Origin of the sequence: Streptomyces sp. ACA25 (assembly GCF_028200735.1) — a bacterium.
Taxonomy (GTDB): Bacteria; Actinomycetota; Actinomycetes; order Streptomycetales; family Streptomycetaceae; genus Streptomyces.
The window spans coordinates 15573-37474 of sequence record NZ_JAQKPV010000006.1 but is presented as its reverse complement, the minus strand read 5'-3'; the positions used below and the strand labels follow the sequence as shown (position 1 = coordinate 37474).

20 protein-coding genes, 2 tRNA genes and 1 pseudogene are annotated in these 21902 nt (G+C 71.3%); 7 read left to right on the top strand and 16 right to left on the bottom strand.

The features are described from left to right. The first annotated feature begins 1 nt into the window (after position 1). From PJ985_RS11580 to PJ985_RS11550, 7 genes are read left to right on the top strand one after another with little or no spacing between them, the layout of a single operon-like run. On the top strand, positions 2–265 hold the full coding sequence (locus PJ985_RS11580; RefSeq protein WP_271683586.1) for a gas vesicle protein GvpG: 264 nt from the start codon (positions 2–4) through the stop codon (positions 263–265). Positions 266–288: 23 nt separating this feature from the next. Next, positions 289–1290, top strand: coding sequence for a histone protein (locus tag PJ985_RS11575; RefSeq protein ID WP_271683585.1), 1002 nt, complete (start codon positions 289–291; stop codon positions 1288–1290). Positions 1291–1317: 27 nt separating this feature from the next. Continuing rightward, positions 1318–2514: an SRPBCC family protein gene (locus PJ985_RS11570; RefSeq protein WP_271683584.1), complete on the top strand. Its 1197-nt coding sequence runs from the start codon at positions 1318–1320 to the stop codon at positions 2512–2514. 17 nt (positions 2515–2531) lie between these two features. Beyond that, positions 2532–2891, top strand: a complete 360-nt coding sequence (locus PJ985_RS11565) for a gas vesicle protein (protein WP_271683769.1) — start codon at positions 2532–2534, stop codon at positions 2889–2891. Continuing rightward, complete coding sequence (locus PJ985_RS11560) at positions 2888–3712, top strand: GvpL/GvpF family gas vesicle protein (RefSeq protein WP_271683583.1); 825 nt, start codon at positions 2888–2890, stop codon at positions 3710–3712. The genes PJ985_RS11565 and PJ985_RS11560 overlap by 4 nt, the downstream gene beginning before the upstream one ends. Then, complete coding sequence (locus PJ985_RS11555; protein WP_271683582.1) at positions 3699–3929, top strand: gas vesicle protein; 231 nt, start codon at positions 3699–3701, stop codon at positions 3927–3929. Before PJ985_RS11560 ends, PJ985_RS11555 begins: the two co-directional genes overlap by 14 nt. Next, the gene (locus PJ985_RS11550; RefSeq protein WP_271683581.1) at positions 3926–4204 is read left to right on the top strand and encodes a gas vesicle protein K; all 279 of its coding nucleotides are present in this window, start codon (positions 3926–3928) and stop codon (positions 4202–4204) included. Before PJ985_RS11555 ends, PJ985_RS11550 begins: the two co-directional genes overlap by 4 nt. A gap of 490 nt (positions 4205–4694) precedes the next feature. On the opposite strand, the gene PJ985_RS11545 is transcribed toward PJ985_RS11550, so the two are convergent. The 16 genes and pseudogenes from PJ985_RS11545 to PJ985_RS11470 form a co-directional block, all read right to left on the bottom strand. Beyond that, entirely contained in the window at positions 4695–7172 is a 2478-nt protein-coding gene (locus PJ985_RS11545) for a ComEC/Rec2 family competence protein (RefSeq protein WP_271683580.1), read from the bottom strand. Positions 7173–7212: 40 nt separating this feature from the next. Next, positions 7213–8379 carry a ComEA family DNA-binding protein gene (locus tag PJ985_RS11540; protein ID WP_271683579.1) on the bottom strand — a complete coding sequence of 389 codons (1167 nt, stop codon included), beginning with the start codon at positions 8377–8379 and terminating at the stop codon, positions 7213–7215. Positions 8380–8556: 177 nt separating this feature from the next. Further along, positions 8557–9402, bottom strand: a complete 846-nt coding sequence (locus PJ985_RS11535) for a DegV family protein (protein WP_271683578.1) — start codon at positions 9400–9402, stop codon at positions 8557–8559. 83 nt (positions 9403–9485) lie between these two features. Next, positions 9486–10100, bottom strand: coding sequence for a hypothetical protein (locus tag PJ985_RS11530; protein ID WP_271683577.1), 615 nt, complete (start codon positions 10098–10100; stop codon positions 9486–9488). Positions 10101–10248: 148 nt separating this feature from the next. Continuing rightward, positions 10249–13116, bottom strand: coding sequence for a leucine--tRNA ligase (gene leuS, locus PJ985_RS11525; protein ID WP_271683576.1), 2868 nt, complete (start codon positions 13114–13116; stop codon positions 10249–10251). A 284-nt stretch (positions 13117–13400) separates the two neighbouring features. Further along, positions 13401–13473 (bottom strand) — tRNA-Ala (locus PJ985_RS11520). 32 nt (positions 13474–13505) lie between these two features. After that, positions 13506–13578 (bottom strand) — tRNA-Ala (locus PJ985_RS11515). 214 nt (positions 13579–13792) lie between these two features. Then, a complete protein-coding gene (locus PJ985_RS11510) occupies positions 13793–14026 on the bottom strand; it encodes a hypothetical protein (protein ID WP_271683575.1) in 234 nt (77 codons plus the stop codon). Positions 14027–14381: 355 nt separating this feature from the next. Further along, on the bottom strand, positions 14382–15023 hold the full coding sequence (locus PJ985_RS11505) for a histidine phosphatase family protein (protein WP_271683768.1): 642 nt from the start codon (positions 15021–15023) through the stop codon (positions 14382–14384). Then, positions 15023–15466, bottom strand: coding sequence for a ribosome silencing factor (rsfS, locus tag PJ985_RS11500; protein ID WP_271683574.1), 444 nt, complete (start codon positions 15464–15466; stop codon positions 15023–15025). Before rsfS ends, PJ985_RS11505 begins: the two co-directional genes overlap by 1 nt. A 100-nt stretch (positions 15467–15566) precedes the next feature. Then, entirely contained in the window at positions 15567–17423 is a 1857-nt protein-coding gene (locus PJ985_RS11495) for an LCP family protein (protein WP_271683573.1), read from the bottom strand. Positions 17424–17446: 23 nt separating this feature from the next. Then, entirely contained in the window at positions 17447–18070 is a 624-nt protein-coding gene (gene nadD / locus PJ985_RS11490; RefSeq protein ID WP_271683572.1) for a nicotinate-nucleotide adenylyltransferase, read from the bottom strand. 33 nt (positions 18071–18103) lie between these two features. Then, a complete protein-coding gene (locus PJ985_RS11485) occupies positions 18104–18250 on the bottom strand; it encodes a hypothetical protein (protein WP_271683571.1) in 147 nt (48 codons plus the stop codon). A gap of 277 nt (positions 18251–18527) precedes the next feature. Beyond that, positions 18528–19607, bottom strand: coding sequence for an SCO2583 family membrane protein (locus PJ985_RS11480; protein WP_271683570.1), 1080 nt, complete (start codon positions 19605–19607; stop codon positions 18528–18530). A gap of 258 nt (positions 19608–19865) precedes the next feature. Beyond that, positions 19866–20567 (bottom strand): SCO2584 family spore wall biosynthesis protein, encoded by a 702-nt coding sequence (locus PJ985_RS11475; protein ID WP_271683569.1) that lies wholly within the window; start codon positions 20565–20567, stop codon positions 19866–19868. 50 nt (positions 20568–20617) lie between these two features. Further along, positions 20618–21901: pseudogene (locus tag PJ985_RS11470) on the bottom strand (glutamate-5-semialdehyde dehydrogenase); the annotation flags it as partial. Position 21902 lies beyond the last annotated feature (1 nt).

The following is a 21902-nucleotide window of genomic DNA, read 5'->3' as shown; positions in this document are numbered from 1 at the left end:
CATGGGTCTGCTGTCCGAGGTCCTGCTACTGCCGCTGGCACCCGTGCGCGGTGTCGCCTGGGTCGCGGACAAACTCGCCGACGCAGCAGAAAAAGAACTGCGTGACCCCTCTCCCATTCTTGCGCGACTCGCCGAACTGAACCGTGCACTGGAGGACGGCGAAATCACCTCCGCTGAGTTCGAGAAGGAGGAGGAACACCTGCTCGACCTGCTCGACAAGCGGAACACCGCCCCAGTCGGACACCCCCAGAAACACAACCGCTGATCAGCCACGATGGGAATGTGTAGATGGATGACATGACAAAGGCAGCCCTCGCAGCAGGTATTGCGGGTGGCTACCTGATGGGTCGCACGAAGAAGGCAAAGCTGGCTTTCGCCATCGCCTCCTACGCTGCTGGGCGCCGTTTCGGCCTCAACCCCCGCGATCTCGCGGATGAAGGTCTGCGCATGCTCAAGGAGAGCCCGCAGTACGCGCAGCTGGAAGAACAGATTCGCGGGGAGTTGCTCGAGGCCAGTCGGGGGGCTGCCTCCGCCGCGGCCAGCCGGCGACTCGATGCTTTCGCCGATGCGCTCCGCACCCGCACGGAGTCCAAGAAGGGCCAAGGCGAAGAAGAGGAACCGGAGAAGGAAGAGGAAGAGCCCAAAGCGCAGGACAAGGAAGAACCCGAAGAAGGGGAGGAAGAAGGGGAAGGGGAAGAGGAAGAGGGAGAGGAGGAGCCCGAGGAAGAGGAGGAGGAGCCCGAGGAGGGGGAAGAGCCCGAGGAAGAGCCCGAGGAAGAAGAGGAGGGCGAAGAAGAAGAGGAGGAAGAGCCAGAGGAGGAGGAAGAGCCAGAGGAAGGGGAAGAACCCGAGGAGGAGAAAGCGGAGGAAGAGGAAGAGGAAGAGCCGGACGAGGAAGCCGCGGAGAAGACCCGTAAGCAGGAGAAGGCGGCAGATCGACGCAAGAAGAAGACGGAACGGCAGGCTGGAAAGAAGGGTACGGCAAAGAAGAGCTCCGCACCGGAAGAGTCGAAAAAGGACCGCAAGAAGTCCGGACCGTCCGGTAAGTCATCGAAGCCGGAAAAGGCAGCTCCGGCAAAGAAGGCGGCAGCCAAGAAGTCTCCGCCCAAAAAGAGGGAAGAACCCAAGAAAGCAGCGGCCAAGAAGTCAGCACCGAAGAAGTCGGCACCCAAGAAGTCAGCGTCAAAGAAATCCGCCGCAAAGAAGTCAGCACCGAAGAAATCCACACCGAAGAAGTCGCCTGCACAGAAGAAGTCATCTCAGAAGAAAACCGCGAAGAAGTCCACCTAGAGCACTCGGCGTCGGAGGTAGCACGTAATGGCGAAGGATCAGCAGAACGGCGACTCGGGTGTGCTCTCCGGAAGTCTTGACCGACTGAGCAGTGAGTTCAAAGATTTCCTTGGCTCCCAGGCCCAGTCACTGGTGGAGTCCGCCGGCCAGAAAGTTACCGGCCTGGCCGGGAAGCTCAGCGAGTCCGCACAGGGCGGGGGGATGATCCCCAAGGTCGGCGCCGACATCATGAGCGGCGAGTCCCCGGCAAAAGCGGTGACCAAGCAAGGCGCAAAAAGCCTCAAGGACAACACCGTGGGGAAGGTCAAAGGGCTTTTCGGAGGAGGCGGCGATGACAACGGTGCAGGTGGCGGCGGTGGAGGTGGCGGCGGTGGAGGTGGCGGAGGAGGAAAGGGTGGCAGCCCCAAGGTGATCAACATCGTGGAAGTGATCGACGTCGGGCGCCCACTGCGCACGTGTTACAACCACTGGACGCAGTACGACCAGTTCAACGACTTCATGAAGGGCGTCCAGAGTGTACAGATGTCCGACGAGAAGGAAAGTGACTGGAAACTCAAGGTCGCCTTCTCGAACCGCAGCTGGAAGGCCACGGTTCAGGAGCAGATCCCGGACGACCGGATCGAGTGGACCTCGGAGGGCGCGAAGGGCAGCACTCGAGGTGTCGTCTCGTTCCACGAGATCGCTCCCACACTGACGCGCATCGTGGTGGTCTGCGAGTACTTCCCCGCGGGCTTCTTCGAGAAGACGGGCAACCTCTGGCGCGCCCAGGGCCGTCGTCTGCGACTGGACCTCAAGCACTTCCAGAGATACGTGACGCTGGCAGCTGAAGAGGACCCCGAGGGATGGCGCGGGGAGATCCGCGACGGCGAGGTCGTCCGCTCCCACGAAGACGTGGTGGAAGAGGAGCAGCAAAAGCAAGAAGAGGACCAGGACGAGGGCGAAGAGGAGAACGGCGAGGAAGAAGAGGACGGGGAGGGCCAGGAGGAAGACGAAGGCGAGGAGGACGGCGAAGAGGACGGCGAAGAGGACGGCGAAGAGGACGAGGACGAGGAAGAGGAGGAAGACGAGGAGGACGAAGACGAAGACGAAGACGAAGACGAGGACGAGGACGAGGACGAGGAAGAGGAGGACGACGAGGAAGAGGAGGAGGAAGAGGAGGAGGAAGACGAGGACGAGGAAGAGGAGGACGAAGAGGACGAGGAAGAGGAGGAGGAAGAGAAGTGAATCGGGTCGGACAGGGGATGGACACCCTTCAGGTGCAGGAGCCCTACCCGCCACGGACGGCCAACCTGGCCGACATTCTGGAGCGGGTTCTCGACAAGGGCATCGTCATCGCGGGCGACGTCAAGATCGACCTGCTGGACATCGAGTTGCTGACCATCCGGCTGCGTCTGTTCATCTCCTCGGTCGACACCGCCAGGAAGGCCGGTATCGACTGGTGGGAAACCGACCCCGCGCTGTCCACCCGTGCCCGCCGCGAAGCGCTCGTGGAGGAGAACCAGGAACTCCGGGAGCGGCTTGCCGTCCTGGAGGCTGTCGCCGGTTCTCCTCCGCCGGCTGAACGGCAGGCCAGTCCGAGAAAGGGTTCGCAGGCTTCATGACGACACCTCCCCAGGCGGAAGAGGCGGTCACCTACGTGTTCGCGGTCTGCCGCAGACGCGTCTCGCTCGACCTCGGCGCGGTCACCGGGCACGGGGAGCACGCCCCGGTCCGGACCGTCACGGCAGGTGCGCTGACGGCCGTCGTCCAGGAAGTGCCCGCGGCCGATCACTCCGCCGAGGCGTTGCAGCAGCGCCTCGGCGACCGTGCCGAGCTCGAGCGGTGTGCCCGGGCACACCACGAGGTGGTGGCGGCCGTGGCCGCGTGCGTCCCGGCGGTGCCGCTGCCACTTGCCACGATCTATCTCAACGAGGACCGTGCCCGGCGGGCGGTCGCCGCTGACGCCCGACGGTTCCTCACCGCCCTGGACCGTATCGAGGGCCGAGTGGAGTGGGGCGTCAAGGTGTACTCGGCCAACCGGCCGGCACCGGTGGCTCCCCGGGAACCGGCCCGCCGCACGGTGCCCGACTCCGGTGCCGGTCACGCGTATCTCGAGCGGGTGCGCGGCCGGCACCAGGCCCGCGAGAGCCGGCAGGAGGCCTCCTGGAAATCGGCGGAACGGGTGGACACCGCGCTCCGTGACATTGCGGTCGCGGGGCGCCGGCTGCGGGCGCACGCCCCTGCAGAGGGTTCCGGGGGGCACTGGCGCCAGGTGCTCAACGCGGCCTACCTGGTCTGCGCGCGCCGGGAACACGAGCTGACCGCGCGGATCGAGGAGCTGCGGAACTGCCCGGAGTTCCGTGCCGGCATGCACATCGAGGTGACCGGCCCCTGGGTGCCCTACTCCTTCGTGGACGGCGGTGAGACGGATGACCACGCATGACCCCGTGCCGTGGGAGGGCGAGGAGGGGCCCTACGGCCCGATCGGCGTGCCACTGGTCGATCTCCTGGACCGGGTGCTGGCCACCGGCGTCGTCATCAAGGGGGACCTGGTGATCGCCATCGCCGAGGTGCCGCTGGTCCGGCTGTCGCTCAACGCGCTACTGGCCTCCGTCTCCGAACGCGTGCCCTCACCGTGGGCGGACAGTGGGCCCCTGTGACGGGAAACAGGCTGGACGTGGATCCTGACACCGTGGCCCGCGACCTGGTGGCCCTGGTGCTCACCGTGGTGGAGCTGCTGCGCCAGCTCATGGAACGGCAGGCACTCCGCCGCGTCGACAGCGGCGAGCTGACCGAGGAGCAGGTGGAGAAGATCGGCACCACCCTGATGATGCTGGAGGAACGCATGGCGGAACTGCGCGAGCAGCACGGGCTGCGCCCGGAGGACCTCAACCTCGACCTCGGCCCGCTGGGCTCCCTGCTTCCCCGCGACTGACAGCGGTTCTGCGGGTCATGTCGGTGGGGCTCAACAGTCGGCCTCTCTTCCGCGACGTTGTGCGCCGCCTGTGGTGGAGGACGGCGGAGGCGACGGCGCTGAGGAGCGCCAGCAGCAGCAGGACGGCGAGGAACATGCCCCAACCAGGGGTCGGCGGCGATGACCATGATCTGTCAGGACTCACGGACGATGCGGTCGTGCTTCTCGCGGATGGCGTGGAGCGGCATCCGAAGGTCTCCGTGTCGGTGTGGTCGAGGGCGGGGCGGCGGGCCGGGGTTCCGAGGTCCAGTCCGGTCAAGTCCCACCCCTGTGCACGCCCTGAGAGACGCTCGTGATCAACAGGAACCTGAATCATCCGGCGGGCACCAAAGAGCCCTCGACGAGCAAACGACGCAGAGACCAAGGTCGTTCACTGCTGCGGCGGTCCGCCGCAAGGAACTCGAACGCCGCATCCGCGAAAGTCGACACGGAGAACGCCTTCCTGCCCGATTCACCCCCGGGTGACGGCCTGCGGGCCGTCGGGGTGAGCGGTGATGGCGAGGGAGCCGTGGAGGTCGGTGCGCAGGACGGTACTGCCCAGGGACGTCAGCGCTTCGAGCGTGCTCGGAGCAGGGTGGCCGTAGGTGTTGTCCTCCCCGCAGGAGACGAGCGAGAAGCGCGGTCGCAGCCGGTCGAGCAGCGGAGGATGCTGGTAGGCAGAGCCGTGGTGAGCGACTTTCATGACATCCACCCGGGGCAGCTCCGGATACTCGGCCAGCAACCGTTGCTGCGCGGGGGGTTCCAGGTCGCCCGGCAGGAAAACGGTGAGCTCGGCGGTGTGCAGCAGCAGGGTGACACTGGCGTCGTTCGAGCCGTATCCGGCGGCGCGCTCCGGCGGCCACAGCACCTCCCAGCTCAGCTCGGCACCGATACGGCGCCGCTCCCCCGGCGCCGAGCGGACCACCGGTACGCCCGCGGCCCCGGCCGTGCGGTCCACGAACTCCGCCTGCCCCGGGGTGTCCCGCACGGTGGAGGTCTGGATGGCTCCCACGCTCCTGCCCCGCAGTACGCCCGGCAGCCCCGCCACATGGTCGGCGTGGAAGTGGGTGAGCACCAGCCACGGGATGTGCCGGATCCCCAGCTCACGCAGGCAGGTGTCCATGGCCGCCGGGTCAGGTCCGACGTCGATGACGAGCGCGGTGTGCGGTCCTGCGGCCAGCACCAGGCCGTCCCCCTGTCCCACGTCACAGGCCACCAGGCGCCAGCCGGGCGGCGGCCAGCCGGTGAGTACCTGCGTGACGGGCACGGGGCGCAGCACGGCGAGCAGGACCGTCAGCGCACAGAGCAGGACGAGCCAGGGGCGGCGCAGCAACGGACGGATCAGGAAGGCGCCGGCAAGGGTGACGGCGGCCAGCAGCGCGGCGCCCGCCCAGCCGCCGGGCCAGCCGAGTTCGGCCCCGGGCAGGGCGGCGCCGGTCCGGGCGATGGCGGCGATCCAGCGGGCCGGCCAACTCGCCAGCCAGGCCAGGGCGGTTCCGGCGGGCAGGAACAGCGGGGCGATCACCAGGGCGGCCCAGCCGAGAACGGTGGCCGGGGCGAAGGCGAGTTGGGCGAGGAGGTTGGCGGGGACCGCGACCAGACTGACCCGGGCGGCGAAGACGGTGACGACCGGTGCACAGACCAGCTGTGCGGCGCCCGCCGCCGCCAGCGCCTCGGCGAGCCGGGGCGGCACGCCGCGCTTCCGCAGGGCGAGGCTCCAGCGGGGGGCGAGGGTGAGCAGCGCCCCGGTGGCGAGGACGGACAGCAGAAAGCCGAAGGAGCGGGAGAGGCCGGGATCGTAGAGGACGAGCAGCAGGGCGGCCGCGGCGAGAGCGGGCAGCAGGGAACGGCGACGGCCGGTGGCGATGGCCAGCAGCGCGATGCCTCCGCAGACCGCCGCCCGCAGCACACTGGGGCCGGGCCGGCACAGGACCACGAAGAGGAGCACGAGCCCGCTGCCCAGCACGGCGGTGGTGCGCAGCGGGATGCCGAGCCGGGCCGCCAGCCCGCGTCTCTCGGCCAGCGAGGCAGTTCCCGGGGTACCGATCAGGACGGCCAGCACGATCCCGAGGTGCGCGCCGCTCACCACGATGAGGTGCGTCATGTCGGTGGCCTGCACTGCTTCGCGCAGGTCGGCGGGGATGCGCGAGGTGTCACCGACGACCAGGGCGGGGAGCATGGCGCGGGCGTCCTCGGGCAAGCCGTCGGTCGCCTCCCGGAAGGTCTCGCGCAGGTGGCCCGCGAAGCGGTGCACGCTGCTCGGCGGTGCTGTCACCTCCGGCGGTCCGGCCTGGGAGACCCGCAGGACTGCCGTGATGTCCGCGCCCCGCCCGCTCGCCGGAAGGGCCAGCCTGCCCCGCACCCGCAGTTCGGTGGAGGGGAGCAGCCGCAGCCACTCCTCCTGCTCCGCCGCGGTCTCCTCGGAGGCGGCGTATCCACCGGAGACGATGAGCAGCACGGGGCTTCGGACCGCCGTCCCGGTGCCGGCTCCGGTGCTGACCGAGGTGGTCTCGGCGGGGACGAGCAGGGGCGGGGGAGCTTGCGCGGCGCTGCCGGCCGCCGGGCGTCCCTGGCGGGGGTCCCCGGTGAGCCTGAGGTCCAGGGTGACCTGCGCCTGCCGTTCTGCCAGCTCGGGCAGTGGCCCGCTCCGGACGGAAGCGGCGTGCAGGCCTGCCACGGTGCCACCCGCCGCGGCACACAGCAGTGCCAGGGCGACGGCGGTGAGCACGGGCCGACCGGCTCGTGCCGGTCGGCACCGTGCGGCGCCGAGGAGGATCAGTGCGGCCAGGCAGCACCCGGCCACTGCCCAGGCGGTCTGCCGTGCCGACGCACCCAGCCCCACCGCCGCTGCCGCCCAGGTCGCGAGGGCGGGCGGGACCAGGCGCAGGTCGAGCGGGCCTTCCTGGCGGGGGGAGCGCGATCCGAGCCGGTGCCCGGAGGCGGCGTGCACCGGGTGACGGCCGGGTCCGGGGCCGGGGCCAGGGCCGGGGTCAGAGAGTGACACGGTCCCGCAGGTCGCTCAGCCGGCGTTCCCCGATGCCGGACACTTCGAGGAGCTGGTCCACCGAAGTGAACGCCCCGTGCTGGTCCCGGTGGCCGATGATCTGGCCGGCCAGCACCGGGCCGATTCCCGGCAGTGTCTCCAGCTGTTCCGCGGTGGCGGAGTTGAGACTGATCCGGCCGTCTCCCGGCGGGGCGTGGCCGGCACCGCCGTGTCCGGCTCCCCCGGGCGGGGGGTCTGCGCCGACCACGATCTGTTCGCCGTCGGTCAGGACCCGGGCCTGGTTGAGCGCTTCGATGTCGGTGCCGGGGCGTACGCCACCGGCGGCCTCGACCGCGTCGGCGACCCGGGAGCCGGGAGGCAGCGTGTGGACGCCGGGCTTTCCGACCTTCCCCGCCACGTCGACGACGACCGTCGCGGATTCCTCCGGGGGCGCGTCACCTGGCTGGGCGGTGGGCTCGGCGGACGCCGCCGCCGTCGGGGTGACCTCGGCGACCGGCAACTGGTCGGCGGAGGCGAAGGCCTGCGGTCGTGCGGTCCAGTAGTGGTGGGCAGCGAAGCCGGCGGCGACGACCAGCACGACGCACACCGCTGCCAGCGTCCGCACCTCCAGCCCGCACCGCCGCTGCGCCCACAGGGGCAGGCGTTCCAGCACGGCCAGCCGCAGCCGCTGCCCGGCCGGCAGCGGCTTCGTCTCCTCCCAGTCCGGCCCGTCACCGGGGGCCGGAGCGGGGTCGGGGTCCAGAGCCGGGTCGGGGTCCAGGGCCGGGTCGGCGGGACGGCCAAGCGCCGGCTCCGGCTCCGGCTCCGGCGCCGGCTCCGGCTCCGGCTCCGGCTCCGGCTCCGGCTCCGGCTCCGGCTCCGGGGCGAGGATGTCCGGCCGGCCCGCGCCGTCACCCCGCGACCCCGGGCCGTCCGCGCTCCTGCCCTCCGGACCGACGCCGCCGGCTCTGTCGGGGACCGGACCGGCAGGGCTGTCAGGGACCGGGCTGTCGGCGACCGGGGCGTCCGGGCGGCAGGGGAAGAGGGCCGCGGCCCGGCCCCGGACCTCGTGGTCCCGGTGATGCTCCCGGCCGCGGCGTCGACGCCCGGGACCACTGCGGCCCCCGCTGCCCGGGCTCCGGCCGGCTCTGTTGCTGCGTCCTCGCATCTCCATGCCGCAGGACGCTAGGAGAGAGCGGCATCGTCGTGGTGATCATGGCCCGGATCTGTGGAAAACCCCGTTCCGGTGGAAATCCCGGTCCTCCGCCGGAGGGAACCGGGAGCGCATGCGAAGAGCGCACGCCGGGAGGAGCGGTGTCCGGGCGCTCGGGCCCACCCGGACACCGGGACGTCAGCGGGGGGAGACGACCGTACCCAGCAGGCCGGGACCGGTGTGTGCGCCGAGGACCGCGCCGACCTCGCTGACGTGCAGCTCCACCATCGCGGGAAGCCGCTGGGCCAGCCGGTCCGCCAGCTGCTCGGCACGTTCGGCAGCGGCCAGGTGGTGCACCGCCACATCGACGGGACCGGAGCCCGCGTGGGCGACAGCCAGTTCCTCGAGACGGGCGATCGCCCGGCCCGCCGTGCGCACCTTCTCCAGCGGCTCGATGCGCCCGCCGGACAGCTCCAGCAGCGGTTTGACGGCCAGCGCCGAGCCGAGCAGGGCCTGGGCCGCTCCGATGCGGCCGCCGCGCCGCAGGTACTCGAGGGTGTCCACGTAGAAGTAGGCGCCGGTGCCCTCGGCCCGCTTCCGGGCCGCGCTCACCGCCTCCTCCAGGCCACCGCCGACAGCGGCGACCTCTGCGGCGGCCAGCACGCTGAAGCCGAGCGCCATGGCGATCATGCCGCTGTCCACCACCCGCACCGGCACCGGCGCCTCCTTGGCCGCCAGCAGCGCCGCGTCGTAGGTACCGGAGATCTCCGAGGACAGGTGGAGCGAGACGATCCCGTCGGCGCCCGCCTCCGCCGCGGCCCGGTACGCCTCCGCGAAGGTGGCGGGGTTCGGACGGGAGGTCGTCACCGGCTGCCGGTGCTGCAGCGCCTCCGCCAGCCGCTGGGCGGACTCCTCGGTGCCGTCCTCGTAGGCCCGGCCGTCGAGGACCACGGTCAGCGGGACGGAGATGATGCCGTGCTGTGCGAGAGTCGCCTTCGGCAGGTAGGCCGTGGAGTCCGTGACGATGGCGACTGAGCTGAACATGGTCCGGAGAATACCCGCGGTCGGGCGGCCCCGCCGCCGACGACGCCTGCCGGGCGGCGCGCGCCCCCGGCTACCTCCCGGTATCAGCCGGCGCCCGGTCCGTCCTTGCGGAACAGCTGGCGCTTCTCCGGCTCCGGCGGAAGCGACGGACCGGCAGTCGGCTCGGCCGGCGCCCAGTGCCGCAGCGCACTCGCCTCGATACCGATCTGCTGGTGCAGGGAGTCGAGTTCGTCCGTGTCGTAGCGGTGCGCGCGCTCCTGCGCGGCGTGCCGCAGCGCGTCGGCCGACTTCCGGATCCGGTCGGCGCGCTCCCGCAGGTGCGGGAGACGCTGGGTGACACGCCGCCGGTCGGGCTCGGCGGCCATCAGTGCGCCCATTTCCTGGTCCAGGTGGCGGGCGTGCCCGTGGAGCTGGTCCAGCAGGCCCAGGGCCTCACGGAGGGCGGGGTCCTCGGCTGAACCCCGTTCCAGCACCGCACGGGTGCTGTCGATGGAGGTCCGCAGCTCTTTCCGGGTCCGGGCCAGCTCTCCGACCGGGCCGGGCTGCGCGGCCCGCGCCGCCAGCCCTGCCTGGGAGAGTGACCGGCGGGCCTCCACTCCGGCGCGCTCCACCCCGCGCTTGACCGCCCTGGCAGTGCGCACCGCCAGGACCACGAACAGCAGGAAGCACAGCACGAGCAGCACGAGCACGATTTCCATCAGAACTGCTCCCTCATCTCTGCTCCTCCCCCGGCGCGGGATCCGCAGTATCCCAGGGTAGGCGGCCTGCCGGGGAAATGGGGACGGAACGGGACCCTGAGAAGTCCCGGACCGCCCCCTACGGGTGCGCGCCGCGGCCCCGGTGAGGTCAGGCCGGAACGATGTTCACCAGCTTGGGCGCACGGACGATCACCTTGCGGATGCCCGCCCCGCCCAGCGCCGCCCGCACTCCCGGCTCGGCCAGGGCCAGGGCCTCCAGCTCCGCGTCGGCGATGGACGGGGAGACCTCCAGCCGGGCCTTGACCTTGCCCTTCACCTGGACCACGCACGTCACCGTCTCGTCGACGACGTACGCCGGGTCGGCCACGGGAAATTCCTGGTGCACCACCGACTCCTGGTGTCCCAGCCGGCGCCACAGCTCCTCCGCGATGTGCGGGGCCAGCGGCGCGATCAGCAGCACCATGGGCTCGGCCACGGCCCGCGGCACCTCCCGCGCCTTGGTCACATGGTTGTTCAACTCGGTGATCTTGGCGATGGCGGTGTTGAAACGCAGCCCCGCCATGTCGTGCCGGACACCGTCGATCGCTTTGTGCAGAGCGCGCAGCGTGGCCTCGTCCGGCTCTCCGCCGGTGACGGTGGTCTCGCCGGTTTCCTCGTCCACGATGTTCCGCCACAGCCGTTGCAGCAGCCGGTACTGGCCCACGACGGCCCGGGTGTCCCAGGGCCGGGAGACGTCCAGCGGGCCCATCGCCATTTCGTACAGGCGCAAGGTGTCGGCGCCGTACTCGGTGCAGATCTCGTCCGGGGTGACGGCGTTCTTCAGCGACTTGCCCATCTTGCCCAGCTCGCGCCGCACGGGTTCGCCCTGGTGGTACCAGACGCCGTCCCGTTCCTCGGTCTCGCCGGCGGGGACCGGGAAGCCGCGGCTGTCCCGGTAGACGTACGCCTGGATCATGCCCTGGTTGTACAGCTTGTGGAACGGCTCGGCGGAGGAGACATGCCCCAGGTCGTACAGGACCTTGGACCAGAACCGCGCGTACAGCAGATGCAGGACGGCGTGCTCCGCGCCACCGACGTACAGGTCGACACCGCCGTGCGGCATGCCTTCACGCGGGCCCATCCAGTACTGCTCGATGCCGGGGTCGACCAGCCGCTCGCTGTTGTGCGGATCGAGGTAGCGCAGCTCGTACCAGCAGGATCCGGCCCAGTTGGGCATGGTGTTGGTCTCGCGGCGGAACCGGCGCGGCCCCCGCCCGTCCCCCAGGTCCAGGGTGACGTTCACCCATTCCTCGTTGCGGGACAGCGGGGTTTCCGGCTCGGTGTGCGCGTCGTCGGAGTCGAAGGTCCGCGGGGAGTAGTCCTCGACCTCGGGCAGCTCCAGCGGCAGCATGGACTCGGGCAGCGGGTGGGCGATGCCGTCCTCGTCGTAGACGATCGGGAACGGCTCGCCCCAGTACCGCTGGCGGCTGAACAGCCAGTCGCGCAGGCGGAAGTTGACGGTGCCTTCGCCGATGCCGTGCTCCTCCAGCCAGGTGCTGACCCGGGCCTTGGCGTCCACGACACCCAGCCCGTCCAGGCTGATGTCCGGGCCGGTGGAGTTGACCAGCCGGGCTTCGCCGGCGACGAACGCGTCATCCCAGGTTGCGGGGTCGGTGCCGCGGCCGTCGGTGGGTTCGACGACGCAGCGCATCGGCAGCTCGAAAGCCCGCGCGAAGGCGAAGTCGCGGTGGTCGTGGGCGGGAACGGCCATGATCGCGCCGGTGCCGTATCCCATCAGGACGTAGTCGGCGACGAACACCGGGATCCGCTCGGCACTGACCGGGTTGACCGCGTAAACACCGGTGAAGACGCCCGTCTTCACCTTGGCGTCGGCCTGCCGCTCGACGTCGGACTTGGCACCGGCCTGCCGCCGGTAGGTGGCGACCGCCTCGGCCGGGCTGCCGTGGCCGCCCGTCCACGCCTCGCGGGTGCCCTCGGGCCAGGTGTCCGGGATGACGCTGTCCAGCAGCGGGTGTTCGGGGGCCAGCACCATGTAGGTGGCACCGAACAGGGTGTCCTGACGGGTGGTGAAAACGGAGATTCGCTCGCTGCGGGCCGCCGGGCCGCCGTCCGGCGCGCTGATGGTGAAGTCGGCGCGGGCGCCCTCGGAGCGCCCGATCCAGTTGCGCTGCTGCAGCTTGATCGCCTCGGGCCAGTCCAGGCCGTCCAGGTCGTCCAGCAGCCGGTCGGCGTAGGCGGTGATCCGCATGTTCCACTGCCGCAGCCTGGCCTTGAACACGGGGAAGTTCCCCCGCTCGGAGCGCCCTTCGGAGGTGACCTCCTCATTGGCCAGCACGGTGCCCAGGCCGGGACACCAGTTGACCGGGGCGTGCGAGGCGTAGGCCAGGCGGTGGCCGCCCAGGATGTCGGCCCGCTCGGTGTCCGTCAGGTCTGCCCAGGGGCGGCCGTCCGGGGTCGGCCGCCGGCCGTCCTCGAACTGGGCGGCCAGCTCGCCGATGGGACGGGCGCGGCCGGCCTCGGTGTCGTACCAGGAGTTGAAGATCTGCAGGAAGATCCACTGGGTCCAGCGGTAGTACTCGGGGTCGATGGTGGTGACCGACCGGCGCTGGTCGTGGCCCAGACCGAGCCGGCGCAGCTGGGCCTTCATGGTGCCGATGTTGGCTTCGGTGGAGATCCGGGGGTGGGTGCCGGTCTGGACGGCGTACTGCTCGGCGGGCAGCCCGAAGGCGTCGAAGCCCAGCGTGTGCAGCACGTTGTGCCCCGTCATCCGCAGGTAGCGGGCGTGCACGTCGGTGGCGATGTAGCCCAGGGGGTGGCCCACATGCAGACCCGCCCCCGAGGGGTACGGGAACATGTCCATCACGAACTTCTTGGGCCTGGCCACCATGGCGGGATCGTCCGCCAGATCTCCGGTGGGGTTGGGCGCGTCGTAGGTGCCGTGCTTGTCCCAGTGGTCCTGCCAGCGCGCCTCGATGTCAGCGGCCAGGTCCGCCCCGTACTTGAATGTCTCGCTCATCGTCCTCGAAGCTCCATCGGTCGTCTCTGCCCCGGACATGAAAAAGCCCCCCGCACACACGAGGGGAGGCCGCGCCGACTCCGCCCACAGCGCGGAGGGCGGGTCTGGTCAGCGCGGCCCGGTAAGCAGAAGGCGTACGGCACGCATGGTCTCAGGCTACCGCACCGGAGAGTGACGCAGAACGGGCCGTCCGGCTACCGGACGGCCCGTTCACCTGCGTGTCTGGTGCAGCGCGTCAGCGGGGGCATGACCCCGCGTCGATCACGCCGGAGGGAGGAGGGAAGTGGAGCTAAGGAGAATCGAACTCCTGACCTCTTGCATGCCATGCAAGCGCTCTACCAACTGAGCTATAGCCCCCGGTACACCGGCCCCGCGAGTCGCGCGACCCGTGGAGCTAAGGAGAATCGAACTCCTGACCTCTTGCATGCCATGCAAGCGCTCTACCAACTGAGCTATAGCCCCGGGTTTGGTCCGCTCGCGGTCTCCCGCTGCGGCGACGCCTACTGTACACGGGCTCCGGGGCCGGACGCCAAATCGGCCCACGGGAGCCGGAACCGGGGTGGTGAGCAGTCGCCGGAGAACGGAACACGGAGGTCAGCGAGCGGGCACCGCCGGGCGGTGAGCAGCGCGGCGGGGACCGCGGAACCGGTGTCGCGGGCTCGGGCGCCGGGGAACGTCAGGCGCTGGCGAAGGAGTAGAAGCGCTTCAGCGAGCAGTGCTCGTCCAGGAGCCGGCCGTAGATCGGCTCGCCCTCCAGCTCACGGTACGTCTCGATGGGGTCACCCTTGATGATGAGGGCGCGGGCGCACTCCACACACCAGTACTGGTAGGAGTCGTTGACCGGCTGGAGGTCACGGACGATCGGGGTGCCGCTGCCGCACCAGTCGCACTTCCTGCTGTGTGCTCCCATACCCCGATCAGCTCCCGCTTTGCTCGTGGGCCGTGCGCACAGTGGAATACCCTCCGTCATCGCCGCCGGGAGTCCTGCCGGCCCCCCGCCCGGCGGTTTCCGATTCTGCCACGCGAACGACGACGCCATAAGCCGCGATTCCCGCCTCCGTGGAAAGGAGACGGGATCGACACCTCTCCCATACCCGGGCCGACACCGTTCCAGCCGTCCTCCGGCACCATTCCGTCACAACGCGGACATGAGTGGCACGAGTCGGCCGTACCGCCGGATCTGCCCGGTGCTCCGTGCGTCGTTCCGCGGGCAGCACGGCACGGTCCCGCACGGTGCGCCGTCCGCCAACGGGCCGGACCGAGGGTCAGGTGTCGTCGCCGAGCACGGGCTCGGGGAGGCTGCCAGCGTTGTGCTCCACCAGCCGCCAGCCGTTGACGCCCCTGCCCAGCACCGACCAACAGCAGTTCGACAGCCCGCCGAGCGCCTCCCAGCTGCCCGGGGGCAGCCCGATCAGCCGGCCGATCGTGGTACGGATCGTGCCGCCGTGACTGACGACGACCAGCGTGCCGTTCTCCGGCAGCTTCTCGGCGTGCCGCTCCACGAACGGGGCGGCCCGGTCGGCGACCTCGGTCTCCAGCTCACCACCCCCGCGCCGCACCGCCTCGCCGCGCTTCCACGCGGCGTACTCCGCGCCGAACCGCTCCACGATCTCGTCGTGCGTCAGCCCCTGCCACGCTCCCGCGTAGGTTTCCCGCAGCGACTCGTCGTGCAGCACGTTCAGACCGGTGAGCACCGCCAGCTCGGCAGCCGTCGCCGCGGTGCGCTGCAGGTCGGAGGCAATGATCGCGTCGGGCCGGAGCCCGGCGAGCAGAGCGGCGGCGCGCCGGGCCTGAGCGAGGCCCTCCGGCGTCAGCGCGATGTCGGTGCTGCCCTGGAAGCGGCGCTCCAGGTTCCACGCCGTCTGGCCGTGCCGCCACAGCACGATCTTGCGGCCCGCCGGAGGCATCACCGCGGCTCACCGTCCGCGTTCCGGTCCGAGCCCTCCCCGTCCGGCCGCGCCGGGCCGCCCTTGGTGCGCGTCGCCTCGGCCTCCGGGGGGAGCTTGATCTCCGGGCAGTCCTTCCACAGCCGCTCCAGGGCGTAGAAGACCCGCTCCTCGGAATGCTGCACATGCACCACGATGTCGAGGTAGTCCAGCAGCACCCAGCGCCCCTCGCGCTCGCCCTCCCGCCGGACCGGCTTGACGCCGAGCTCCCGGGACAGCCGCTCCTCGATGCCGTCGACGATGGCCTTCACCTGCCGGTCGTTCGGCGCGGAGGCGAGCAGGAAGGCGTCGGTGATGGCGAGGACGTCTCCGACGTCGTAGGCGATGATGTCGCTGGCGAGCTTGTCCGCCGCGGCCTGGGCGGCGTGGTTGATCAGCTCGGTGGCACGGTCGGTTACGGTCACGGGTGCAGCTTTCTCCGGTCGTCTCTGGGGACTCCGCCGCCGCCCGGGACGGGGCGACGGCGGATGAGTACCTCACCCAGGGTCTCACGACCGGGTCGGTTCAATCCCCGTAGTCCTCCCCCAGGAGGATGGTCACGTCGGCGTTGCCGGAGGTCTCTTCCTCCACCACGGCCTGCTCTCCCAGCCCGAGCAGGATCGCCACCTCCATGGCCGTCTCCCGGTGGGCCTCGTCGGCGTAACGGACCTCCGTCTCCGCCCGGGTGTCGTCCACGGCCCGGGTGTCGACCACCGAGAAGCCGCCGTTGATCAGCGCGGCCCGTGCGGATTCCACCGCGTCGTCGGTTCCGGTGGCATCACGCACCCCGATGCGGGCGACGCCGCCCTCGGCGTTGCTGACGGTGCCGCCGAGCACCTCCGCGACCAGACCGGTCGCCGTCTCGTCGCTGATCATGCCGGTGTCCTCGACGGGAAGCAGCACGGTGGTGTGCTTGTCCTCCTTCGCGAGAGCGGCCAGCTGCGCGAGGGACACCCCTAGCTCATCCTCGGGGAGCGACGGATCGGCGATCTGGGCGAGGTTCTCGACCACCCGGGTGGCGGCCTCGTCGGTGGTGGGCAGCTTGCGCAGCACCGCCTCCATCACCTGGCCGAAGCGCTCCAGCTGGGCCTCCTGCGGCTCGTCGCCGCCGCGGTGCACCGCGTAGGCGACCGCGGCCCGGCCGTCCATGGCGATACCCTCGCCCGCCGGGACCAGCGGCTCGTCCCCGTCCTCGCCGGGCACCTCGGTGTCGCTGTCCAGAGTGATGCCGCCGGCCAGGTCGACGAGGTTCTCCAGGTACGGGGTGTCCAGCCGCCAGGTGCCCTTGATGTCCGCACCGAGCAGCAGCCCCACCGCTTCCCGGACGGAGGCGGCACCCTCCTCGGTGACCGCCTGGCCCAGGGTGGTGCTCCCGCCGTCCGGGGAGACCGCCAGATTGTTGGGGAGCAGCAGGACGGTGCCGTGACCGGTCGTCTCGTTGGCGACCAGCAGGGCCGTCGAGGTGACGTCGCCGTTGGTCTCCCGCAGGTGGACGACGATCACATCGCGCCGCTCCGCCTCGGCCGCACTCTCCTCGGCGGAGCCGCCGGGGCCGGGAACCCCGGGCAGGTTGCCGGTGTACCAGAGCCCGCCGACAGCGCCGAGCAGGGCCAGCACCAGCGCGATCACCAGGAGCCGCTGACGGCTGCGGCCCTTGCGCTTGGCCTCCTCACGGCGCTCGGTGCGGCTCTCGGTGAACTTGAGCCAGTCGATGACGTCCTCGGACTCCTCCTCCTGTTCCTCCACGAACGCGAACTGCTCGGTGTGGTAGCCGTCATCGTCGGGCCCGTGGCCGCCCGGCACACCCGGCCCGGCGGGCCGCCGCGGCTCCTCCGGCCGGCGCGGCGGCGGGACCACACCGGGGCCGGGCTCCGGCTGCCGCTGCGAGGGGGGCTGCTGCCAGGGCTGCTGAGAGGGCTGCTGCTGCGGGAAGGAGGGCTCCGCCGGCGGCTGCTCCGTCCGTACCGGGGCCTGCGGGCCCGGGCCATAGGTACCGAAGGCATCGAAGGTGTCGGAGGCACCGCGAGCCTGCGGCCCCTGCGGGGTGGGGTCGTAGCCGTAGTCGTCGACCGCCGGCTGCTGCGCGGTGCCGTAACTCACCGGCTGCTGCGGGCCCGGATAGCCGTAGCCGGGCTGCTGCTGCTCGGGCTGCGCGGCGTAGGGGTCCTGGCCGTAGCCCTGGCCGGAATACGGGGCGTACGGGTCGTAGGCCTGGCCGCCGCCGGGCTGCGACGCGGCATAGGGATCCGGGTCGTAGGTCTGCCCGGCGGGGTAACCGGACGAGTCCTGCGGGAGGGGCTGGTCCTGGGCGGTTCTGTAGAGGGGGCGGCCGTACTCGTCGTAGCCGTAGATGTGCCCGTACGGATCCTGTCGGTCGTTCACCAGTGCCGCCCCTTCAGCCCCTCTTAGCGCCTCGGTCCCTGTCGGTTCCGATAGAGCGCACGCTTGTTGATGTAGCGCACCACTCCGTCCGGCACCAAATACCAGACGGGGTCTCCCCGGGAAACCCGCCGACGGCAGCCGGTGGAGGAGATGGCGAGCGCCGGCACCTCGACCAGCGTGACACCGCCGTCCGGCAGACCGGGATCGGCGAGCGCGTGCCCCGGGCGGGTGACGCCGATGAAATGAGCGAGTGAGAACAGCTCGCCGGCGTTCCGCCAGCTGAGAATCTGCGCGAGGGCGTCGGCGCCGGTGATGAAGAAGAGGTCGGCGTTCTCGTTCTCGGACCGGAGATCCCGCAGGGTGTCTATGGTGTACGTCTTGCCGGGCCGGTCGATGTCGATCCGGCTGACGGAGAACTGCGGGTTGGACGCCGTGGCGATGACCGTCATCAGGTAACGGTCCTCGGCCGGGGAGACCGTGGAGTGGCTCTTCTGCCACGGCTGCCCGGTCGGCACGAAAACGACCTCGTCCAGCTGAAAGGTCGCGGCCACTTCGCTGGCGGCGACCAGGTGGCCGTGATGGATCGGATCGAACGTCCCGCCCATCACCCCGAGCCGTCGCCGGTGAGGGGCTATGTGGTCTCCCATGCGCAGACCCTAGCCGGTCCGGGGCCCGGTGGCTCAGCGGTCCCGGTTCAGCAGGTTGGTGATCGCCAGCAGCAGGAGCAGCCCGGCCAGCGTCAAGCCGCCGACGAAGTACGGGTTGATGGCATCGTCGCCGGCCTCGGCGAGGGTGGAGAGGGCGGCGTTGGCGCTCGTCACGAACATGCGAAGGACCTATCCGAGGTGGGACGGAGGAAAAACGTAGGGTCATCGTAAGCCGACCGGCGTACGGCCGGCCCCTGCCCCCACCCCTTGAGGCGTCGCGCGGCTCCCCGTCGGCGCTCCGGGGCAGGCCGGGCATCAGCCGTAGCCCGGTCCGGGAGAGCACGCGAAGGAGCCGGGCGAGCCGCGGCAGGGCCGGGACCGCGCCACCGGAATCCGGGGAGAGCGGGAGGCGGCTGCCGCATCCGTCAGGTTCCGCCCGTCACCCCACGGCCCTGCGCTAGGAGCCCGGGAGGGCCGGCTGGGCCGCGGGGTCCAGGGTTCCGCACAGTGTGCCGCCGCTGTCCGCCTGGAACGGGTCGGTCCCGGCCGGGCCCGAAGCCGACGCCTCCTCGCCGGCCAGCAGCGGACGGAGTTCCGCGGCCGACTCAGCGGCGCAGTCCATCGGGCCGGCCCGCATCTCGGCCCGCTGCACCACGACCCGCCGGGCGATCAGGTCCTCCTCGTCGAGAGTGAGACGCACGGTGCGCTGCACCACGAACAGCGAGGCGGGTTCCTCCACGGACTCGGCGGAACGCACCGCGTAGACCAGGACGTGTTCGCCGGTGACCGACAGCGTCCCCGGCTCCTGCTCCTCCACCGTGAACTGCCCGGTGCCCCGCACCCGCGGGTCGGCCAGCGACACCGCGGAGGAGTCGAACCGTACGAGCCAGCCGGTTGCCGGAGGCCGGTCCTCCCGGCCGCCCAGACTGCCGTCGAGCTGCCGTTGCTGCTCGGGGCGGAGCAGGGCCCGCACCGGCAGGGCGGTGGCACCGGTCAGCACTTCAGGTGTGAGGGAGGACGCCACCACATACTCCTTGGCCACGCCCAGGGCCGTCAGCACTTCCTCCCTGGTGAAGTTCTCGGTGGCGCCCGGATCGGGCAGCTCGACGGCGCCCGCGCCCGTCCCGAAGCCGGCGGCCGGGCTGTGCGCGTAGAGCTCGCGGGGTGCGCCGCCGGGCACGTCCGCTTGCGGGACCAGCGGTATGACGACGGCGTGGGGCGGGGGCACGGGGGCCGGCTGCCCCGGACCGTAGGCGTTGTTGCCGCCCAGATAGATGGCGGCGACGATCGCGGTCAGGACGACGAGGGCCAGGGCGAGTCCCTGCTTCGGCGCCCTCGACGCCATGCCGGCGATCTGGGCGGCGGGACGGTCGCGCACCGGGGAGGTGCGCTCCTCCAGGCGCTGCCGGGCGGAGAACTCCTCCAGCTGGGCAGCGCGGATGAACGACTCGTCGAAGACGGTCGAACGGAGTTCTTCGTCCCCGCCTCCTGGGACGCCCCCGGGTGTCCCTTCGGGAGGACCTGTGCGCCCGGTCACACTTCCAGCGTAGGCCGGGACCGGGCGGTGCACACAGTGGCGGGTGCGAGGTTTCTCCGCCGGGCGGGCGATCCGGGCGATACACCCCGGTCCGTCCCGGAGGCTTCTCCGGCAGATTGCGGGCCCTGTCCCGGCCCGTCCCGTCACCCCGCTCATGGCACCGCGGAGACTTTCGCACCGACTCACCCGGCCCACCCGACTCACCCGGCGGGGCAAGCCTCGGTGCGGTGCGCCCGCGCCGTCAGCCGCCGGGGTGGATCAGGACGAACCGGCGGGTCTGTCCCCGCCGCTGCCCCCACCGCTGTCCCCCGGCTCACTGGCCGGGGACACCGGGCCGGTGTCGGGGCGTTGGGCCGAACCGGCCCGCTGCACGGCGACCAGGGCGAACGCGACCATGCTGATGCCCATCACCACGGCCAGCACGCAGGCGACGGGCCGCTGCCACCGGGCAGGCCGCCAGGACGCCGGCACCGACGGCCGGCGGCCGACCGCGAAACCCGCCGGTCCGGATGCGTCCGGCCGGGTGTCCGCCGGGCTCCCGGACCCCGGCAGGCCGTTGCGGCCGACGGGCGCCGCCTGGCCGGGAGGCCCCTCCTCGCCGAAGTCCCGGTCCTCGCGGTACTCCCGGTACTGGTATCCGGGGATCCCGAACCGGTCGTACCCGTCGTAGCGGCTGGTGGGCTCCCAGCCCCGCGAGCCGGCCGCTCCGTCGACGGCTCCCGGGTCGAGCTCCGGGGCCTGGTAGAAGCCGAACGGCTCCTCCGGGGAATCGGCCCTCTCGGCACGCTCGAGCGCGGCCCGGAGCATCCGGTCGGCGGCGGTCGGCTCGTGGATCGCCGCCGCCCGGATGAACGCCTCGTCGAGCACCACGGCGGCGAACGCCTCGTCGGCTGCCCCGCTGTCTGCGCTGTCCGGCCTCTCGCCGTCCGGGAACGGCTGGCCTCCCACGTCGTCCGGCACAGGCTCCAGCCTAGGCGGAATCCGGCGAAAGGGGGAAGGCGAGGGAGGATTCACCCCCGGATGTGGCCGTCCCCGGTCACCACGTACTTGGTGGAGGTGAGCTCCGGCAGCCCCATCGGGCCCCGGGCGTGCAGCTTCTGCGTCGAGATGCCGATCTCCGCGCCGAAACCGAACTGGCTGCCATCGGTGAAGCGCGTGGAGGCGTTGACCATCACGGCCGTCGAGTCGACCCGCGAGACGAAGCGGCGGGCGGCCCCGGTGTCCCGCGTGACGATCGCCTCGGTGTGCCCGGAGGACCAGCGGCGGATGTGGGCCACGGCGGCGTCCAGGTCGGGAACGACGGCCGCCGCGAGGTCGTAGCTGAGGTACTCCGTCGCCCAGTCGTCCTCGGTGGCCGGGACCACGCCCTTGCCGAGCTTCTGCCAGGCCTCGTCGCCGTGCACCGTCACCCCGGCGTCGCGCAGCGCCTCCAGCGCGAGCGGCAGGAAGCGGTCCGCGATGGCCTCGTGCACCAGCACGGTCTCGGCCGCGTTGCACACACTGGGCCGCTGGGCCTTGGAGTTGAGGAGGATGTCCACGGCCATGTCCAGGTCGGCCAGCTCGTCGACGTAGACGTGGCAGTTGCCGGTGCCCGTCTCGATGACGGGCACCGTCGACTCCTGCACCACGGTTCGGATCAGCGAGGCGCCGCCGCGCGGGATCAGCACGTCGACCAGTCCGCGGGCCCGCATGAGCTCGTGCGCGGACTCCCGGCCCTCCCCCGGGACCAGCTGCACCGCGTCCGCGGGCAGCCCCGCGGAGGCCACCGCGTCCCGGAGCACGGCGACCAGCGCCGTGTTGGAGGCATAGGCCGAGGAGGACCCGCGCAGCAGCACGGCGTTACCGGCCTTCAGGCAGAGCGCGGCCGCGTCGACGGTCACATTGGGACGGGCCTCGTAAATGATGCCGACGACACCGAGCGGGACCCGGATCTGCCGCAGCTCCAGGCCGTTGGGGAGGGTCGATCCGCGCACCACCTCACCCACCGGATCGGGCAGCGCCACCACGTCGCGCACATCGGCGGCGATGGCCGCGATCCGCTCCGGCGTCAGGGTGAGCCGGTCGACGATCGCCTCCGGAGTACCCGCGGCACGCGCCGCGGCGGTGTCCCCCGCGTTGGCGGTCACCACCTCGTCGGCCCGGGCCTCCAGCGCGTCGGCGATGGCCAGCAGGGCGGCGTCCCGGACGGTGCGCGGCTGCGGGGCGAGCTCGGCGGCTGCCTCCTGGGCACGGCGGGCGGCGGCGATGACGGGGGAATCGACGGAGGCGTCCTCAGTGCGGCTCATGTTTCGAAGG

Bases quoted from the DNA above. Each gene is read 5' to 3' on its own strand.
- PJ985_RS11580 (WP_271683586.1), top strand. From the start codon at position 2: ATGGGTCTGCTGTCCGAGGTCCTGCTACTGCCGCTGGCACCCGTGCGC.
- PJ985_RS11575 (WP_271683585.1), top strand. From the start codon at position 289: ATGGATGACATGACAAAGGCAGCCCTCGCAGCAGGTATTGCGGGTGGC.
- PJ985_RS11570 (WP_271683584.1), top strand. From the start codon at position 1,318: ATGGCGAAGGATCAGCAGAACGGCGACTCGGGTGTGCTCTCCGGAAGT.
- PJ985_RS11565 (WP_271683769.1), top strand. From the start codon at position 2,532: ATGGACACCCTTCAGGTGCAGGAGCCCTACCCGCCACGGACGGCCAAC.
- PJ985_RS11560 (WP_271683583.1), top strand. From the start codon at position 2,888: ATGACGACACCTCCCCAGGCGGAAGAGGCGGTCACCTACGTGTTCGCG.
- PJ985_RS11555 (WP_271683582.1), top strand. From the start codon at position 3,699: ATGACCACGCATGACCCCGTGCCGTGGGAGGGCGAGGAGGGGCCCTAC.
- PJ985_RS11540 (WP_271683579.1), bottom strand. From the start codon at position 8,379: ATGGAGATGCGAGGACGCAGCAACAGAGCCGGCCGGAGCCCGGGCAGC.
- PJ985_RS11535 (WP_271683578.1), bottom strand. From the start codon at position 9,402: ATGTTCAGCTCAGTCGCCATCGTCACGGACTCCACGGCCTACCTGCCG.
- PJ985_RS11530 (WP_271683577.1), bottom strand. From the start codon at position 10,100: ATGGAAATCGTGCTCGTGCTGCTCGTGCTGTGCTTCCTGCTGTTCGTG.
- leuS (WP_271683576.1), bottom strand. From the start codon at position 13,116: ATGAGCGAGACATTCAAGTACGGGGCGGACCTGGCCGCTGACATCGAG.
- PJ985_RS11510 (WP_271683575.1), bottom strand. From the start codon at position 14,026: ATGGGAGCACACAGCAGGAAGTGCGACTGGTGCGGCAGCGGCACCCCG.
- PJ985_RS11505 (WP_271683768.1), bottom strand. From the start codon at position 15,023: ATGCCTCCGGCGGGCCGCAAGATCGTGCTGTGGCGGCACGGCCAGACG.
- nadD (WP_271683572.1), bottom strand. From the start codon at position 18,070: ATGGGAGACCACATAGCCCCTCACCGGCGACGGCTCGGGGTGATGGGC.
- PJ985_RS11485 (WP_271683571.1), bottom strand. From the start codon at position 18,250: ATGTTCGTGACGAGCGCCAACGCCGCCCTCTCCACCCTCGCCGAGGCC.